This window comes from Adhaeretor mobilis (assembly GCF_007741515.1).
In the GTDB taxonomy this organism is placed as follows: Bacteria; Planctomycetota; Planctomycetia; order Pirellulales; family Lacipirellulaceae; genus Adhaeretor; species Adhaeretor mobilis.
Genome location: NZ_CP036263.1, coordinates 4,205,652 through 4,222,514, shown reverse-complemented (window position 1 = coordinate 4,222,514; position 16,863 = coordinate 4,205,652). Strand labels below are relative to the sequence as shown.

Below are 16,863 nucleotides of genomic sequence, written 5' to 3'. Positions count from 1 at the left end.
TTCTCGCTTGCCATATTTTGGCAGCGGGGAACCTTCTGTCCAGCCAACTAGCCACCACTAAAGGCAGAAGCTGGTACGGCGACGTTGAGCTCTTTCGTTTCGTCTTCAGTAAGCTTAATTTTGAAACGACCCTTCTTGTCCCATTTGAGCTCTTTGGCTTGGTCGCTATTCACTACCAAACCTCCATTAGAACCAGCAGAACTTTCGTGCCACACTTGGATTTCGAGCGTTTCTCCAGCGGGCAAGTTGGGGAGTTCGAAGCTACCGTCTGGTTTGGTGACCACAGCATAGCCATTATCGTGCGGCATCATCCATGCGCTCATCCAAGGGTGAATGCTGCAGGCCACCGAAGCCGGTTTGGCTTCCGCTTTCTTGGGTGTGAAGCTCACCGATTCGCCCGCTGGGATCGTGCGGTTGAAGCCATTCTTACCGTCGATCTTCGTATTATGGCCAACGGGATCACTATTCTTAATTTGCAAGGGTTGGCCAACGGGTACGGTGAATACATGAGTGAGGAACACACATTGCTTTTGATCAAACACTAACGGTTCTTCGGGGGCCTGAGCCGATTCGTGGACGCGCGAAGCCTTGCGGAGGAACAGCACAACATTGGCAAGACCTCCATCGCTGCCCACCACAATCGTTTCTTGCTTCGGGGCGCCACCGCTCGCGCAGGTGGCTTGATCGCTGGTCACGTTGTAGGCAGGCATCTCAGGAGCTTGCCCTTCAAAGGTAAACCGCCCTTTGAGTGTTGCCCAACCAGTGCCAACTTCAGCAGCTTCCCCGCCACCACCACCTTCACTATCGCCGGATAGCTGCTCGCGGATTTTCTCGGCTGCAGCTTGACTCGGTACCGGACCGAGGTCAGTCGATGGCTGGCAGCCCACAAGCACACCAAGCGTGGTGAGGACTAAAGCTGAGGCGGGGATGACATGGAACTTGGAGGACATACTCAAAGAATGCTTTAGAGTTTTGGAGTCAAAGTTGATTGGTGAGACGGGGGGCTGAGAACTTAAGGTTACTTGCCTAACAGTTTGGGCGTGACCGTAATTTCGCCGAAGTCGAGTGTCTCGCCGTCTGCAATCTCGACATCAATTCGCCCTGTGCGACCGGCTTTCTCTTTTCCCACTTGGAGATTCTTCATGGTTCCAGATGCTTCGTGCCAGAAGACGATCTCGTGCTCTCCAGCAGGAAGGTTCTTGATCTCAAATTCGCCCTTCTCATTGGAAACCGCCATGTAGGGGTTGTCGCGAATGAGTAACGTCGCGTTCATCCAGGGATGCACGTTGCAGGCAACAGGCGCGGGGTAAGTCTCCGTCTTTTGGAAACTCTTCTTGAGAGGTTTATCATTGGTGACGGTCTCGTTGAAACTGCCATTCGCGCGGAGCGTGGCATTGGTGTTGTGACCAATACCCTGGTCCGAATTATGAACCTGAAACGGCTGCTTTGTCCAAACCGTCATAGCGTGAGGCTCAAAGCGGCATCCCTTGTTGTCCAAAACAGCCGGCTTGAGCTCAGCTTTTTCGTAGTCCGGGTGGATTTCGACTTTGGCATTGCGTTTGGTGTATAGGTACACGTAGACATTGGCAAGTTCGTTCTTCTCGCCGACAGCAATATCCTCTTCAACCAACTTGTGCTTGCCGCAGAACTCGGGATCCCTGGTAGGTGTGATCTCTTTTGGATTAACCGATCCCTTGTAGAGAAACTTCCCTTTCAAGGAGCCCCAGCCTGCTGCTGAGGCATCGTTGGAAATCACGGTGAGCGCAGATAAAGTCACGGTGAGCGTCAAGAAATAGCGCAATGCAAGATGGATTGAAGTCATTTTATTTCTCCCAGGGTAGTTCGATGGCATTGAGTTTGATTGGGATTGGTGCGGTTTCACTACGTATGCTTAATCATGGACGGGATAGGGAGGCACTCTTGCTGGCCGCATCGTCCGCATTGCCGGCTGCGTTTTCCGCCTCGGGTGGAGTCTGTGCGGCGGACTCTTCGACCAATTCGCTTATTGAAGTTTGCTGTTGGGCATAGATGCCAAAGTTCAGCAAGAGATCGACCAGCCCGCGTACCTGCTCAATACTAGTACCGTGGAAAAGCTCTTGGCTTAATCCGCCAAGGTGGGGTTCATTGGGATTATACGGAATGTTCACTGGCATGCCGGTGTAGGGCAGGATGTGTTTTGGGTTAGCGATCCAGTTCCGCAAGAATTCTGGCCGGAGTCGCTGTCCAACTTCCGCGAGGTTCGGCCCCAAAGTAGTTACATCGCCCTTAGGCATGTAGTCTGCCACGCCGTGGCATTTGACGCAGTAGTTGCCATTGGTGACAACCTGCATGGCTTCACCGAGCGGGTCCTCACGTTGCCGGGATAGCTCGGTCAGGTAGCTCTGCTGCTGATGCGGATTATATTCATAAGGGAATTCTGCATTGCTAGCGGCGGCAAAATAGTTCACTAACTTCGAAGCATCGTCGCTAGACATTTTGAAGTTAGGCATTCGCATGACAACCGCTGGGCGAAGTGGCTTGGGACTCATGAGGAATCCGTGCAGCCAAGCGGGCTGCACCTTTTCGCCTTCATCCATCAATGGTGGCGGCAACCAGCCCCATGCTTCCGATCCCTTCGCCTGTGGATTGGCTTCTTTGGCCTTCGCAATGACATGCGGGAATAAATAGCGAGCCAAATCGCCGCCCCAAGCCGCATAAGCTTCACCACGGGTCGGGCCAACTTGATCACCTTTAGCCGCTGGGACCATGACGTCCTGTACACCGACGACCCAGGGCTCGCCATTAAGCAGCGCGTTTTCCCAGAGCGTGAAGTTGTAGAACGTGGGAATCGTTTCGCCCTCTTCCGCTTCGATCTCGGCGACTTCCTCGCGAGTAATGGCTAGGCCATCCTCATCGACGAGTTGAGGCTCACCGGTCTCTTCGTCCATAACCGGCATGCCGTGCAATTCGGCGAATAGCAAGCCGCGATTGTCCTCTTCCATAGAGGCAGCAATCTGCTGCAGATCGAACGTAGGAGCGAGGAACGGGAAATCGGTGACTTCGGTGGGAGAGTCGAACGCGTCGCCATCGTAAGCGAAGTTCCAATTCTCCATTCTCATGGTGTGGCAACCGGCGCAGTTGTACTTATCGAGCACTTGCCTCCCTTCGACGATTGCCTGCTGGCGAGCATCCGGTTGGAAAATGTATTGCTCAGCCGGCGGCTCGTTGACGAGGCCAAGCAGGAAGGTCATCACTTCTTCTCGCTGCTCGTCGGTGAAGGGGAACTTCGGCATCCGTAGCCGCTCGTTGTAGCCCTTGTTGGCGGTCGTCTTGTAGTCGTAACTTCTCGGATAGCGTAGCTTCTGCCAGAGGAACCCGTCTCGCGAGTGACTATTGAGAGCCTGTACAAAATAGCTGTCATCAGGAGCAAAGTCCTGCGGATCGAGATGGCCATGACTGGCGTGTTCATCATCTGAATGCTCGTCCGCATCACCATGAACTGCTGTGTCATGCTCAGCATGCTGGTGATCATCGGCAGCCGGATCAATGCCATGGCTGGATAGGAAGGCCTGGATGTTCTCAAACGCAAGCTTCGAAGGTTCCTTGCGGCCCCACTCAGCAAGGGCAGCACCGATGGGCTTGGCAGCCTCGTAGCCGGGGATATCATGGCAGCCGAAGCAGCCGTACTTGGCAATCGAACGGCGTCCCACGTACTGTAGTTGCTTCTCGACGCGATTTTCGTCGGTGATACCCACGAGGATTCGCTCGTCCTCTTTCACTTTTTGGGCGAACTTCTCGGGAATGCCTTCTTCAAGAAACTTCTTTGCAGTTGCTGTCGGAATCTGAGGGCTGGCTAACCATTCCAGGGCCAAGTCGGAGAGCGCTTGCTGCTCTTCTTGCGTGAGTTGGTCCTCGGCCGGCACATGCTCAGGCTTCCAGTCGCTTCTTACTCCCAGTAGGTACTCAGCGATATCCGCGGCTGGGTCGGTCACTTCGCCGGTAGGCTCACCTTGAGGATCGGTCACTTCAATCGGCTCAAGATACAGGTTCGGCATCTTGGTGCGGGCGTGGTACTTGTGTGGTTGCTTGAGCCACGAGTAGAGCCATTGCTTGCCCTGCTTGTTATCGAACTTGGCGGCGATCTCGGAAAGCTCGGGCCCTTGGTCTGCGTGAATTCCCTCAAACCCTTCGTGGGAGTGACATGCTAAGCAGCCACGGGTTTGGAAGAGCCATTTTCCTCGCTCGGCCGAAGGATCTTCGGTGATGCCTTCTGGGGGTTCGAGATATTCGAACTCCGCACTATTGTCCAGCAGGTACTTGGTAATCGCACGGATCTCGATCGGCTCAAACGCATGCGTTTTGGCAAGTTCTGCATGGTCGCCGGAGCCTTCAAGGTGCTCGGTGAGTCCAAAGAACTGAGGCATTTTTGTGCTAGGGCGGAAGTCTGCAGGCTTGCGAATCCAACTGTACAACCAGTCGAAACCGACCTTAGATTTTACGTAACGCAAGCTAGGACCGACCTTGCGGTACTGTCCAGGCGTTTCAGCCGTTTTCAGCAAGTCGGAAAGCTTATGTGCCTTCTGGGGAAGTCGAGCTTCCTCATCGCCGGTGGCAGCGACGTTTCCGTCTGCCACGACAGATGCGAGAAGTGCTTTTCGAGCAGAGCTGTCGCTCGGGCTATCAACGACGCGTTCGGCAAGGATGCGTTCCTCATCGCTCAATTCTTCAATACTCAGCAGAGCCGCCGCTGCCTCGTAGTAGCTTGGCTCCAGACGAACATCGGGGCCAATTCGATCATCGGGGCCGTCGTAGCCATTGATTTCGTGACAGCCAAAGCAACCGAATTGTTCAACGGTGCTCCACCCTGAGACCAGTTTTGGTGCAGGCGGGTCAGGGAACTTCTCGCTCGGCTCGAGCTCACCCTTCTCGTGATGGCACTTCATGCAGTTGCTTTCGGCGAAGCGGGCCGGCTTCATTGGGAAAATCCAATGGTGGTTATCAAACCATTCGTGTTCACGAGACCACTCGTTTTGCTCTTTAGCCGTATTGGGCGTGTGGGATGCCCACTTGAACGTGGTGCCGCTGCCCTGGCCATCGTGGCAGATAGTGCAACCGAATTTATTCTCGGGGTGTGGGCTCAGGTCGGTGAGATATAGATCCAGGCGAGGATGCGAAGTAAAGGGGTGCTTCAAGCCGCGTTTGACTTTCAGCTCGATCGGTTCTCCCCAATTCTCGACCCCGTTAAGCAGACTCTCGTAGACCGTTTCAGTTTCGTAAACGGGAGAGTCGCCAATTGCTTCGATGACGTCGCCGGATTCTAAGCCCGCTAGTGCAGCAGGTGTCTCGGGCAAAACGTAATGAACGCTCACAGCACCTTCATCGATAATTCCGGATTCTGACAGGGCTGCACCATACGTGTCACGGAAAGTCTCCTCAGGGGTTGCACCGCTCTCAGGTTTTTCGTCGGGAGTAATGAGTTTGGCGGTGAACTCCCGTTGTTCTTTCGGCACGGAAGGGTAGGCAGGGTCAGTAGCTGTGCCAGGAGCCGTCTTCGAGATCGCCCGATGGCAGGTGATACAGCGATCGAATCGTGCAACTTGCGAGAAGTTGTAGTTGATGGTGAGGTCAGGCAGCCAGTTTTGCTGGATGCGAATGTTGCCGTCGTAGAGAGCATTTAAAACTGGGGCACGCGTGATCCATTCCTTCCAGTTTGTCGTGTTTTTGTAGGCGAGATCTTCAAGCCGCGAGAGCTCTGTTTCCATTGTGCCAAGTTCTTTGGCGACTGCGTCTCGATCCGCATTGATTTCCGTGACAATCGATTCGAGTTCCAACCGATATTGGTTCGCGCCGGCGACTTGTGCCGTGAGTGTGGCAAGGGTCTCGTCAAGCTTATCGATGTTCTTCTGCTTCGCTTCGATATCATCTTTGGCACCGCCGTGACCAATGAGCAACGTGAGCTCGCTCAACGCGGCTGTTCGTTCACCGTTGGCAATTTTCTTGTGGCCGACAAAGACATCCTCGCGACGCTTGGCCTCGTTGATGTTGTCCTGCATTTCAGCAAGTAAGGCTTCACGCTGTGACTTTACTTCCCTGCGTGCAGCACGCACGGTTTTCACAATCGCCTCATCGGGCTCTTCACCTGACTCAATCAACTTCGCTGCGGCCTGTTCGCTGATGTTGGCGGCGACCCTGAGCTGGCGATAAGCTTCGACAACATCTTGCATGTCGTCTGCAGATTCTAGGTTTAACTCGGCAGCATTCTCGAAACTCAGGACTGTCTGCTCGTCGCCCGTTTCTGGGTCTTTCTCAGTGACGAGGAATAACTCCGGCTGTGATGCGTGCTGCTGATCTCCCTCAGCGAGGCGAATATCCTCCTCAGCGACACTTGCAAGAAATTCCGCAGCCAAGCTGGCTTCGACAGGTTGGCTAGCGGCGAGGAAGATGTCCTCGTGAATGTCAGCCATTTTCGAATCGAGTTGGTCGACCAGCTTTTCGCGTTCCGCCTCAATCATCCAGGCGTCCTTGCGGCGATCGGCGAGCTGAACGTCCTTCCACTCGCGATTGTGGTCCTTTGCCAACAGCCAGAACGTGGCAACCGTCATGATCAGCGCAGTGGCGCCGAAGATGACGTGCATCAGCTTTTGGTTGTACCAAGTTTGTTCGGTTGCTGGCATGGTCGAGTATTGTCTAAGTGGCTCTGTGCTTGGTTAGCACTTGTGTCGGTTGTGAGCAAACGTTGTGTGCAAATGTTTGACGGCTAAAAGTTCAGGAAGAACTCCGGTATCGCAATCAGATATTTCAGTTGGACGACCCAGCGTAGGACCATCTTGATCGGCAGTGAGGCCATCAGAAGCAGTAGGTTAGCCATCAGCATGAAGCGGATGAAACCCATTTTTTGATAGTAGCGGCGAAAGACTGTCAGCGCCATGATCGGCGGTAAGGCGATAAAGTAGCCCAGCACTAGGGCAATGCCCAGCCATTCACGCAAACCGATAAAACCGATTTGAGTGGGTAGATTCGAGCCGGCTGGCGCAGTGGGCAGGCTCTTGCCGAGCAAGTCTCGCCAGAACCATTCCGATAGGTTCACGTTGGCCAGCGCCTCTACTTTGTGCGCATCCCACTGTTCGTAGGGCCCGAAAAAGTTCCAGTTGGGCCCTCGCAGGAGCGTTCCTAGCACGATCAACGTGATCCACATTTCCAGGAAGCCGAACTGAAACACGATGTAGCTAAACTTGCGTTGCTTAATCGTGTAGTAGCCGTTGCCTTCGCGATTGAAATCGAGATAGGGAATGGCCATTAAGCCTATCACCACTGTGACGGGCAACACGATGCCGGCCATCCAGGGATCGAAGTACACGAGCATTTCCTGGAGGCCGAGGAAGTACCAGGGGGCTTTCGACGGGTTGGGCGTCTTTACACTACTCGCCGGTTCCTCTAGCGGGGCAGGGAGGGCGATGGCCCAGAATATGAGAAACGCCGTCAAGGCGATCATGCAAATGAGTTCCGTGTAGACCAAGTCGGGCCACACGAGCACTTTTTCGTTGTCAAGCTTCTCCAGCGGCGGTTCGCCACGATCCATGCGATCGTCATTAATTACCGCACGGTAGGTCGCTAGCCACGTAAAAAACGATAGCAGCAAGACAAGCATGACAATGGGCACGTTGTCCGGCTTGGCGATGATCTCGAAGAAGTCGCGGTCGGTCATCGAAAGACCGAGGAACAACAGCATCAAGTTCCAAATCGTCCACGCGATTGCTGGCGTTACAAAGAACCGTCGGAAGATGAAGAGCACGATGAGCCCGACCGTGGTGCCCAGGCTGTACATGACCGGCCCGCTGGCTTGGTTGATTGCTTCCTGCCAACTGAGCGGCATGGACGGCATCCAGCTGACGTTGCTGTTGCCTGCAAACGCAGCCAGCAAGACAAAGCCAACGGCCGCGACAACCCAAGCGACGACGTTGGATATTGGGACCGATTTGCCAGAACCAGGAACCGGCAAACTGAACCACGTCTTCATCTGGCCAGTGCGCCATAAGTACAACGCTGCCACGCCGTTCATCAGCGCGAGCACGATGTAATAAGGCCACAGAAAGGAGGCGACCTTATCGATGAATTGTGCGTCGGTTAAGCCGTGGGTCATGGTGGCGCGGGGGCGTCTTGTTTTGTGGGAGTTGTACTAAAAGGTCACTGACTAGAGTGGACTACTGGTGCCTTAGAGCGGGCCGCTGATGCCGCCGTCTTTACGGACGCGCCAGAAGTGGATCGCCAGCAACAGTGCCACACCAAGCGGGATGGCGATGCAGTGCAAAATGTAGAATCGGTTGAGCGTTTCTTCGCCTACCTCGCGCGCACCAAGCAGCGCAAATCGGGCGTCAGAAGCGTTGGTAATCATGTCCACGCCACCTACAGTGAGCAATTGCTGACCGGGACCTTCGTGGCCTAGGAACGGATGAGCGCGGGCCATATTGGACCCTACCGTGATCGCCCAGACGGCCAATTGATCCCACGGGAGTAGGTACCCAGTGAAGGAGAGCAGCAGTGTGAGCAATAGGAGTAGTACGCCGACAACCCAGTTAAATTCACGGGGTGGTTTGTAGCTGCCGGTGAGGAACACGCGGTACATGTGCAGCCACACGGTAATAACCATCGCGTGGGCTCCCCAGCGATGGATCTCGCGCAGAATTCCTAGCGAATGCACATCGCGGAGCATCTGGATATCGGCGTAAGCCCACTCTACTGTCGGGCGGTAGTAGAACATCAGTAGCACGCCGGTGACTGTTTCTACCAGGAATAGGAAGAACGTCACTCCACCCATGCACCACGTGTAGCTGAGGGCAATGCCCTGCTTCTTAATGGAAACGGGATGCAGATGCAGGAAGAAGTTGGTGAGCATTACGACAATGCGATTACGCCGATCAACCGGCATCGGATGCCGAAAGATACTCTTCCAAATCTGCGACTCGCGAATCGTCTCGCCTAATCCAGGCATAGTTCTGTACTTCAGTCGTTCGGAAAAACTACAGTCGTTCTAAAATAGCGGCCGCAAGTGCCGCCCATGTTTATGAAATCTGCTTCGCTACACGGAGATAAAGCAAGTGGGATCACTCCACTGGCCCATTTCCTCTTGGTAGGTAATGTTCTTATCAATCTCCACTTGCCCGTCGCTTGCTACGCTAATAGCACATCGCTCCAAAGGACGCGGTGCGGGGCCTTCGAAGTTGATGCCATCGATGTAAAAGCCGCTGCCATGGCAGGGGCATTTGAATTTCTGTTCGGCCTCGAGCCAGCTAGGTGTGCAGCCCAGATGCGTGCAGACGCTCTTCAAGGCAAACAGTTCTTGCTTGCCGCGATACTCGGTATTGACGACCCACACGCCGTATTGAGCCTTAAATTTGGTTTGAACCTGCCCTGGTGGGAACGCGTCGGGCGGGCCGACTTTGAACTTGCTGGGCAGTTCGCGGAGCACATTGGGGAACATGAAGGCTGTGACGGCGCCGCCCCAGACGGCAGTCACAATACCCACAGCCCAGAAGCCGACCTTCATCATGGTGCGGCGTTCTTCGATCGGTGCGGCTTTGGCCCTGGCCTTCTTGGGCTTCGCATAATCGGGCTTCACAGGCATCGGCGGAGCGACGATGGCTGGCTTGGCTCTTGCCGCTGTAGGTACAGCCGTCTTGGCGGCGGCTTCTGCCTTGCTCATCGGGCCCGATCTTTCGGGCTTGCGGGCGGCGGCAAGAATGCTGGCCGTGTCCCGCTCAGGGGTGGTAGCTGGTTTACTGGTTTTTTTCTCAGCTTTGGCAGCCGGTTTGGCTTTAGGCGCAGCCTTCTTGGCAGGCGCCTTCTCAACAGAACCAGCGTCGGCGGACTTGCCGGCTCTTGCTGCGGCAAGCATGTCAGCCACGCTAGGCCGGCCTGGGCTGCCCGGCTTAGGGACGGACTTGGCGGGTGAGGACTTGGCTGCGGGCTTAGCATCCGCTGGTGGCGTTGAGGCAACTTCCTCGGCTGCATCTTTTGCAGGAGCACTATCGCCTTCGCTGTCCGTTTTTCGAGCGGCAGCGAGCATATCGGCTACCGACATTTTTTTCTTGTCAGCCATGCTTGGCCCTTCGCCTCGTCTGATAAAAGTCCTTTGAAGTCCGCCCAAATGCGGCCGCGAGGGTGAATTCACTAATCTAATGCAAGTGCTGGCCCTGCTAAGGCCCATCACCTACAGGCATAAATACGGCCACAAAGGCATTGCACCAATAGACTTAGGGCAAAAAAAGTGACTTTGTGACATTTTTCACAATGTATTATTTCTTTAGGTTTAAGCTCGATTCGCCGAAATGTCAAGCGTCATTGCCAGCAAATGGCTGCTAGCAAGTGACAACGCGGCGAGAATGATTCTCGCCTTCTGACAACCTTGGCTCCTTACGACCACGCTAGCTGCCTTCTAAAATCGCCCCTTGCGCGACGTGCAACCGACTGATTGCGTCGTCGCAGCTTCAAGATTTCTCTCACAGCAAATATTAGAGCAATGGTAGGGCGTTTCTTGAACCGGCTCTCTCAAGAACTCGAATTCACTCGCCCAGCAGGTTGCCAGTAAAGGTTTTTCGTAATGAAGGTTTTGATAGTTGGTGGCGGCGGTCGCGAGCACTCCTTGGCGTGGAAGATTGGGCAGAGCCCTCGGGTAGACCGAGTGTTTGTGGCCCCGGGCAACGCGGGCACTGCTACCGAGGCGGAGAATGTCGACATCGGCGACTCAAACGTCCCCGCACTAGTGGAATTCGCCAAGCAGAACGAAATCGGCCTAACTGTCGTGGGGCCCGAAACGCCCTTGGCAGCCGGCTTGGTTGACGCATTGGGAGACTCGGGGCTGCGTGCATTTGGTCCCAGTAAGCAAGCGGCGGAACTCGAAGCGAGCAAGGTATTCTGCAAGAACATGCTCCGCCATGCCGACATTCCCACGGCCGACTTTCGCACCTTTCGAGATGGCGAATCCGCAAAGGCGTATCTTTCAGAACGCGAAGACGCCCAGGTGGTCGTAAAGGCTGACGGGCTAGCCGCCGGCAAAGGCGTGATCGTGTGCGACGACCGACAGGAAGCCCTCGACGCGGTTGAGCGAATCGCAGGTAGCAAGGAGTTTGGCGAAGCGGGTAGCCAGCTGGTCATCGAAGAACGCCTTGTCGGCCAAGAGGCGAGCGTACTGGCAATAACTGACGGGCGAACGATCGTCACGATGCCTGCCGCGCAAGATCACAAGCCGGCTTTCGATGGCGATAAGGGGCCTAACACGGGAGGCATGGGAGCATACTCTCCTACCCCGCTGGTGACGGACTCGCTGCTGAGCGAGATCGAAGAACGTGTCCTCGTGCCTACCGTGCATCAAATGAAGCGTTCGCGCCGGCCATTCCGCGGCGTCCTTTACGCAGGCCTAATGATCACCAAGCAGGGACTCAAAGTTCTGGAGTACAATGTGCGATTTGGCGATCCCGAGTGTCAGCCCTTGATGATGCGTTTGAAGAGCGATCTGGTTGACCTGCTCGAAGCGTCGGTTGATGGTAAGCTCGACCAGCTCGCGCCACTAGAATGGGACCCGCGACCAGCAGTGTGCGTGGTGATGGCAAGCGAGGGTTACCCCGGTCCTTACCAGCGAGGCTTGCCCATTCGAGGACTTGATGAAGCAGCAACCGTGCCCGACGTAAAAGTATTCCATGCCGGCACGCGCATACATGAAGGCCAGGTCGTCACCAACGGTGGTCGAGTCCTGGGAGTCACCGGGCTGGGCAATTCGACCGCAGCCGCCAAGTTGCAAGCATACACAGCCGTCAAGAAAATCCGCTGGGACGGTGCCTGGTGCCGCAAGGACATCGCCGACAAGGCGATTGGCATTTAGTTGGGGTGTGGTGGGGGGCAGGTCTCTGAAGTTTAGCTGATCTTCTTGCTTCTCGAAGATATGCACGCGGGCTACGGCCCGGTTGAGAACGTGAAAAACTTGACCGGCAGGACAATGGCGTTTAGTGCGAGGCATTGCTGTAGGTTAGCAGGGAGGGGGCGCGAGGAAAGTAGACCTGAGCATTTGGGTTGTCGCGCGGGGACGGTGTCTAGTGCCGCAAGGATATTGCCGACAAGGCGATTGGCATTTAGCGGAATTTAAGTCTCGATTGCGAACAACTCGCAGTCTCTCGCGTATAGAACTGCCGGAGTAGATCTCTGCCAAGTCCCCTTCAGCTAGCGGACTTAGAGATTGCTTTGGCGTTCACCGGCCAGACTCCCTATAATTGGGTAGTCGAGAAATCGCTCCTACTGCGAAGTTCCACCCTAACGCCCTTATGCTAAGCATTCGCCAACGCCGTTCAGCCCTCCTGCCCGCACTTGTTGCGGCGCTGGTGATGGTGTTCCCGTTGCAGCTACTCGCTACGTGTAGTTGTGTCGGTTGCTGCGGAAATGCAGTTGCGGAAGCGAGCTGTCCCGTTGAAGCTTCGGCGTGCCCTCATTGTGCGGCTGCGGACAAGTCGAATGCGGCTTGTTGCACAGACCCCGAAGCACCTTGCCAGTGTAGCGTCCAAGAGTTCGAATTTCAGGAAGCAACGCTCGAATCGTTGCCTGTACTCGATGAGCAGCAGGTCTCGAATCTCGTTGCGAGCGTTGCAACGACCGCTGAGATTCTCGAGCTATCCGATCGTCATGCGATCGATCTTCTCACAGCATCCGCCTGGCCGCTGCCTCCAGTGCGGCTGCACTCGCTGTTCTCGGTTTGGCTGAACTGAATCCGACGACATACGTTCGATTTCAGTTTTTAATATCCAAGCTTTTTTCGAGGAGCGGCGTCTACTTTAGGATGCCGATTCTCAAGGAGAATTTTGTATGACACGTCGAAAATTTGCCGCTGCTTTGGCCGTGGTGGCCGTTGCTGGTCTTGGTTTGCAATCGTTGCGGGCTAGCAATAGCACCGATGCAGCCTCAAACGCAGGATGCTGCGGAGCCGATTGCCAGTGCGAAGACTGCTGCTGCAACGGTGGCAGCTGCGAGAATTGCGAGTGTGAATCTTGCGAATGTAGTGGCTGCCAGGGTGACACGAGCTGCCAGAAGGGCTGCTGTCAGTCTGAAGCCGCTACTGCTACTACTACTGCTGCTGCTGATTGCTGCTGCGGTTCCGATTGCAAGTGCGAGGAGTGCGACTGCTCAAGTGGCGTTTGCACCGCTTGCAACTGCGAGGCTTGCGACTGTGAAGGTTGCGAGTGTAGCGAAGACTGCGGCAGCGCTTGCTGCCCCAACAAGGCAGCTGCCTAGCTCGCAGCCAGATTGTTGAACGATATCGACGAGCCCTCGGTTGCCAACACGGCAGCCGAGGGTTTTTTGCTTTGCTATTTTGCGAAGATTATTGTTGGCGAGCGGCACCCGCCTGCTGACGTTGCGGCGGGGTGGCGGTTATCATCAGGGGGTGTCGACCTGGAACTACATCGCCGCTAGCCTCAAGCAATATTGGCGTATTCATGCGTCAGTGGCTGCGGGGGTCGCCATTGCAAGCGCAGTTATTACCGGTGCACTGCTGGTTGGTGCGTCGATGCGAGGCAGCCTGCGCGACTTGGCGCTTTCGCGATTGGGTCGGATCGACTCAATGCTCATTGCCCAGCATCCGTTCGATGAGCGGCTGGTTGCCAACTCGTTGGAGAAATCCGCAGGCGAGGGATCGCAGCTCTCAGCGGAATACACCCAGTCTGCCCCGCTGTATATCACACGAGGAGCCGCGTCCTTGAGGGCCGGAGGGTCGGTCCATCAGGCGGCCAAACTTGCGGTGTATGGTGTGGCCGAGAGCTTTTGGTCTCTCGATGGCAATGCTATGGGCGAGGGGGCCCTCGACCTCGGCGAGGATGAAGTTCTCCTCACTCCCAACGTGGCGATTGAGCTTGGTGCAAAGCACGGCGAGCGCATTCTCCTGCGAGTTCCCAAGTCGGGGAGCCTCCCTGGAGATAGCGTCCTGGGCGAGAAGGATGGCGCGTACGCCTCACGCCGCTTTCGCGTGAGAATTGCGGACGTGCAGGCGATGCCCCTGGCGGGCTTTAGTATGCAGCGTTCACAACGTTCGGCCCGCAATGTGTTCTTGAGTCTGGCTGCGTTGCAAGATTTGTTGGAGTTTCCTGGGAAAGTGAATGCCGTGGCCTTGGCGGGAGATGCGGTTGATACAGCGAAACCGCAAGCGGCGCGGGAGATACTTGCGATGCACCTGAAGCCTACCTTGGCGGATCTGGGGATTAATGTACAAGAGCTTGAGAACCATAGTGAGCGGGTCGTACAAATTGCGGCCGATCGCCTTGTCCTTCCGCCGTCCGCGGTGGACGCGGTGAATGCTGAGTTTCCTGAACAGGAGGTCCAACGCGCGATCACCTATTTGGCAAATAGCCTGCGCAAGGGCGGAATGTCCGTTCCCTATTCGACCATCACTGGAATTCAATCAACGGCAGACTTGGGTCCGCTCCTAGATGACGCGGGCCAGGCGATCTTGTTGGCCGATGACGAGATCGTACTTAACGAGTGGGCTGCCGAGCGCCTCGACGCCCACGTAGATGACAAAGTCACTTTGGAATTCTACGAGCCAGAAACAGCCCACGGCGAGTTGGAAGAACACCAGCCGTTGAATCTCACTTTGAAGGCAATCATTCCGTTAGAGGACCCTGCGGGCAAGCCGACGGCTGCTGCTGATCCACTGCTCACACCCGAGCTTCCAGGCGTGACGGATCAGGATTCGATCAACGATTGGGACCTGCCTTTCGAGTTGGTAGAAAAGATCGAGAATGAAGATGAAAACTACTGGAAAGAACATCGCACGACTCCCAAGGCATTTGTCTCTCACTCTTTGGCAGCGAAGTTGTGGGCTACGCGTTGGGGTACGGAGAGTGTTTTGCGTGTGGTGCTTCCTGAAGACATTAGCGTCCAGGAGTTCTCAGATCGGCTGGCCGACGGGATCGACCCCTCCACTTTGGGAATGTCAGTCGTTGGTATCAAGGAGCAAGCCCTACAAGCGGCCAGCGGCACGACACCTTTTGACGGGTTGTTCCTGGGTTTTAGCTGTTTCATCATGGCGTCGGCCGTGCTGTTGATCGCCCTGCTCTTTCGGTTGGGTGCGCAGCAACGTGCGAAGGAGCTTGGCTTGCTCTCGGCAGTCGGGTTGCCGTCGCGGCGTATTGCGCGAGCGCTGGTAGGCGAGGGCGCGATCGTGGCTGCAATCGGTGCTGCGTGCGGGATGATGGCTGGGGTGACTTACGCGCAGCTAATGATCTACGGCCTGAACACTTGGTGGGTAGCGGCAACCGTAACACCCTTTCTCGAATTGCATGTCCCGGCATGGGCACTCCTGACGGGCTGGCTCATAGGCCTACTCGTCTCCCTAGTAACGATCTGGTGGACAATTCTCGCATCGCTCAAACAGTCGCCCACGGCACTGTTGGCCGGACAAGCAGAGCAAACGGTTGATGTCAAAAGTGGAGCGAACGTCGGCCCGAGCTACGGAGTTTGGGCCTGCGTCCTTGTGGCGATTGCCGCGGCAATGTTCGCTTGGCTTAATGAAGGCGAAGCCCAAGCGGGGGCATTTTTTGCCGGCGGCTCTGCCGTGCTAACGGGGCTCTTGTTGCTGGTGCGTCGCTTCCTGCGGGCTCCAATCTCGATCTCAGAGAGCTTGTCGTTGACGAGGCTTTCGTTTCTCAACACACGCCGCAACCCAGGACGAACGCTCCTCACGATTGCCCTGGCTGCCGCGGCCAGTTTCCTGATCGTCGCGCTAGCAGCCTTCCGGCTGGCCCCCACAACTGCGGGAACGGGAGGCTACGACATCTGGGCCACAACCGACTTGCCGCTCTATCACGATTTAGAAACGGAGACAGGTCGAGCAGCGCTAGGATTCAGCAAGCCGGATGATATAAGTCTTAGCGAAATGACCGTCGCCGGCTTTCGTGTGAGCGAAGGTGAGGACGCAAGTTGCTTGAATCTGTTCCAGGCGGCTTCTCCAAGAATCCTCGGCGTACCCGAGAAGCTTTCCGTGGAGAGTGACTTCACATGGGGAAGCAAGAACGAGCAGCCCACGGGTGAGTCCCCGTGGGACTTATTGCACAAGGACCTAGGAACCGATTCGGCGGGGCTGCCGATTGTGCCCATGATTCTTGATCGCAACACGGCCTACTACGGATTGAAGCTGTACGCGGTTGGTGCCCAGCGGGAGACTACCGATTCTGCAAACCGACCGCGGACCCTTCAGGTGGTCGCGATGCTCACGAACAGCATTTTTCAGGGAGACTTGCTCATCAGCAATCAGCAGTTCCTGCAACTCTTCCCCGAAACCTCCGGGCAGCGGCTGTTTCTCATTCGATCTGGTCGAACAGAGAGCGATCTCGGGAGAACGACCGAGCTGGCAACCCAGTTGGAATCGCAACTTGTCGATTACGGCTTTGATACAGTCGATGCGCAACAGCGACTGGCGGAATTCTTGGCGGTGCAGAATACCTACCTCTCAACCTTTCAGAGTCTGGGGGCCCTCGGCCTGTTGTTGGGGGCAGCAGGGCTTGCTGTGGCGCAGCTGCGCAGCGTGGCTGAGCGTCGGGGCGAGTTAGCTCTTATGCGAGCCGCGGGGCTAAGAAAAACGAAACTTGCGAAGATGGTTTTTACGGAGAATCTGGCGCTGCTAATAGTAGGGCTAGAAATCGGCTGCTTGGCAGCACTTGCGGTCGTAGTGCCGCTCTCCTTCACTCAGGAAGCCGGAATTCCTTGGGGGGCTTTAGTGATAACACTCGGCTCAATGATTGCCGTTGGAGCCGTCGCAGGCTGGTTTGCGACCCGCACCGCCCTGCGTGCCCCGTTGCTCCCTGCCTTACGCGGCGACTAGCCGCTTGATTGTCGCTGCATTAGATTAAG

General features: G+C 55.8%; 9 protein-coding genes. 3 read left to right on the top strand and 6 right to left on the bottom strand.

The window, feature by feature from the left end; translation table 11 throughout:
* Positions 1-47: 47 nt before the first annotated feature.
* From HG15A2_RS16605 to HG15A2_RS16580, 6 genes are all read right to left on the bottom strand, one after another.
* The gene (locus tag HG15A2_RS16605) at positions 48-950 is read right to left on the bottom strand and encodes a cupredoxin domain-containing protein (RefSeq protein WP_145061473.1); all 903 of its coding nucleotides are present in this window, start codon (positions 948-950) and stop codon (positions 48-50) included.
* Positions 951-1,018: 68 nt separating this feature from the next.
* A complete protein-coding gene (locus tag HG15A2_RS16600) occupies positions 1,019-1,822 on the bottom strand; it encodes a carboxypeptidase regulatory-like domain-containing protein (protein WP_145061471.1) in 804 nt (267 codons plus the stop codon).
* Between the two features lie 73 nt (positions 1,823-1,895).
* Positions 1,896-6,653, bottom strand: a complete 4,758-nt coding sequence (locus HG15A2_RS16595; protein WP_145061469.1) for a c-type cytochrome — start codon at positions 6,651-6,653, stop codon at positions 1,896-1,898.
* Positions 6,654-6,736: 83 nt separating this feature from the next.
* The gene (locus tag HG15A2_RS16590) at positions 6,737-8,119 is read right to left on the bottom strand and encodes a cytochrome b family protein (RefSeq protein WP_145061467.1); all 1,383 of its coding nucleotides are present in this window, start codon (positions 8,117-8,119) and stop codon (positions 6,737-6,739) included.
* Between the two features lie 72 nt (positions 8,120-8,191).
* Positions 8,192-8,968 (bottom strand): cytochrome b N-terminal domain-containing protein, encoded by a 777-nt coding sequence (locus HG15A2_RS16585; protein WP_145061465.1) that lies wholly within the window; start codon positions 8,966-8,968, stop codon positions 8,192-8,194.
* Between the two features lie 87 nt (positions 8,969-9,055).
* Positions 9,056-10,075: a QcrA and Rieske domain-containing protein gene (locus HG15A2_RS16580; RefSeq protein ID WP_218932024.1), complete on the bottom strand. Its 1,020-nt coding sequence runs from the start codon at positions 10,073-10,075 to the stop codon at positions 9,056-9,058.
* A gap of 501 nt (positions 10,076-10,576) precedes the next feature.
* On the opposite strand from HG15A2_RS16580, the gene purD reads away from it, so the two are divergent.
* From purD to HG15A2_RS16560, 3 genes are all read left to right on the top strand, one after another.
* Positions 10,577-11,854, top strand: coding sequence for a phosphoribosylamine--glycine ligase (gene purD / locus HG15A2_RS16575; RefSeq protein ID WP_145061463.1), 1,278 nt, complete (start codon positions 10,577-10,579; stop codon positions 11,852-11,854).
* A 436-nt stretch (positions 11,855-12,290) separates the two neighbouring features.
* Positions 12,291-12,728: a hypothetical protein gene (locus tag HG15A2_RS16570; RefSeq protein WP_145061462.1), complete on the top strand. Its 438-nt coding sequence runs from the start codon at positions 12,291-12,293 to the stop codon at positions 12,726-12,728.
* Between the two features lie 674 nt (positions 12,729-13,402).
* Complete coding sequence (locus tag HG15A2_RS16560; protein ID WP_449187094.1) at positions 13,403-16,834, top strand: FtsX-like permease family protein; 3,432 nt, start codon at positions 13,403-13,405, stop codon at positions 16,832-16,834.
* Positions 16,835-16,863 lie beyond the last annotated feature (29 nt).

Bases quoted from the DNA above. Each gene is read 5' to 3' on its own strand.
- HG15A2_RS16605 (WP_145061473.1), bottom strand. From the start codon at position 950: ATGTCCTCCAAGTTCCATGTCATCCCCGCCTCAGCTTTAGTCCTCACC.
- HG15A2_RS16600 (WP_145061471.1), bottom strand. From the start codon at position 1,822: ATGACTTCAATCCATCTTGCATTGCGCTATTTCTTGACGCTCACCGTG.
- HG15A2_RS16595 (WP_145061469.1), bottom strand. From the start codon at position 6,653: ATGCCAGCAACCGAACAAACTTGGTACAACCAAAAGCTGATGCACGTC.
- HG15A2_RS16590 (WP_145061467.1), bottom strand. From the start codon at position 8,119: ATGACCCACGGCTTAACCGACGCACAATTCATCGATAAGGTCGCCTCC.
- HG15A2_RS16585 (WP_145061465.1), bottom strand. From the start codon at position 8,968: ATGCCTGGATTAGGCGAGACGATTCGCGAGTCGCAGATTTGGAAGAGT.
- HG15A2_RS16580 (WP_218932024.1), bottom strand. From the start codon at position 10,075: ATGGCTGACAAGAAAAAAATGTCGGTAGCCGATATGCTCGCTGCCGCT.
- purD (WP_145061463.1), top strand. From the start codon at position 10,577: ATGAAGGTTTTGATAGTTGGTGGCGGCGGTCGCGAGCACTCCTTGGCG.
- HG15A2_RS16570 (WP_145061462.1), top strand. From the start codon at position 12,291: ATGCTAAGCATTCGCCAACGCCGTTCAGCCCTCCTGCCCGCACTTGTT.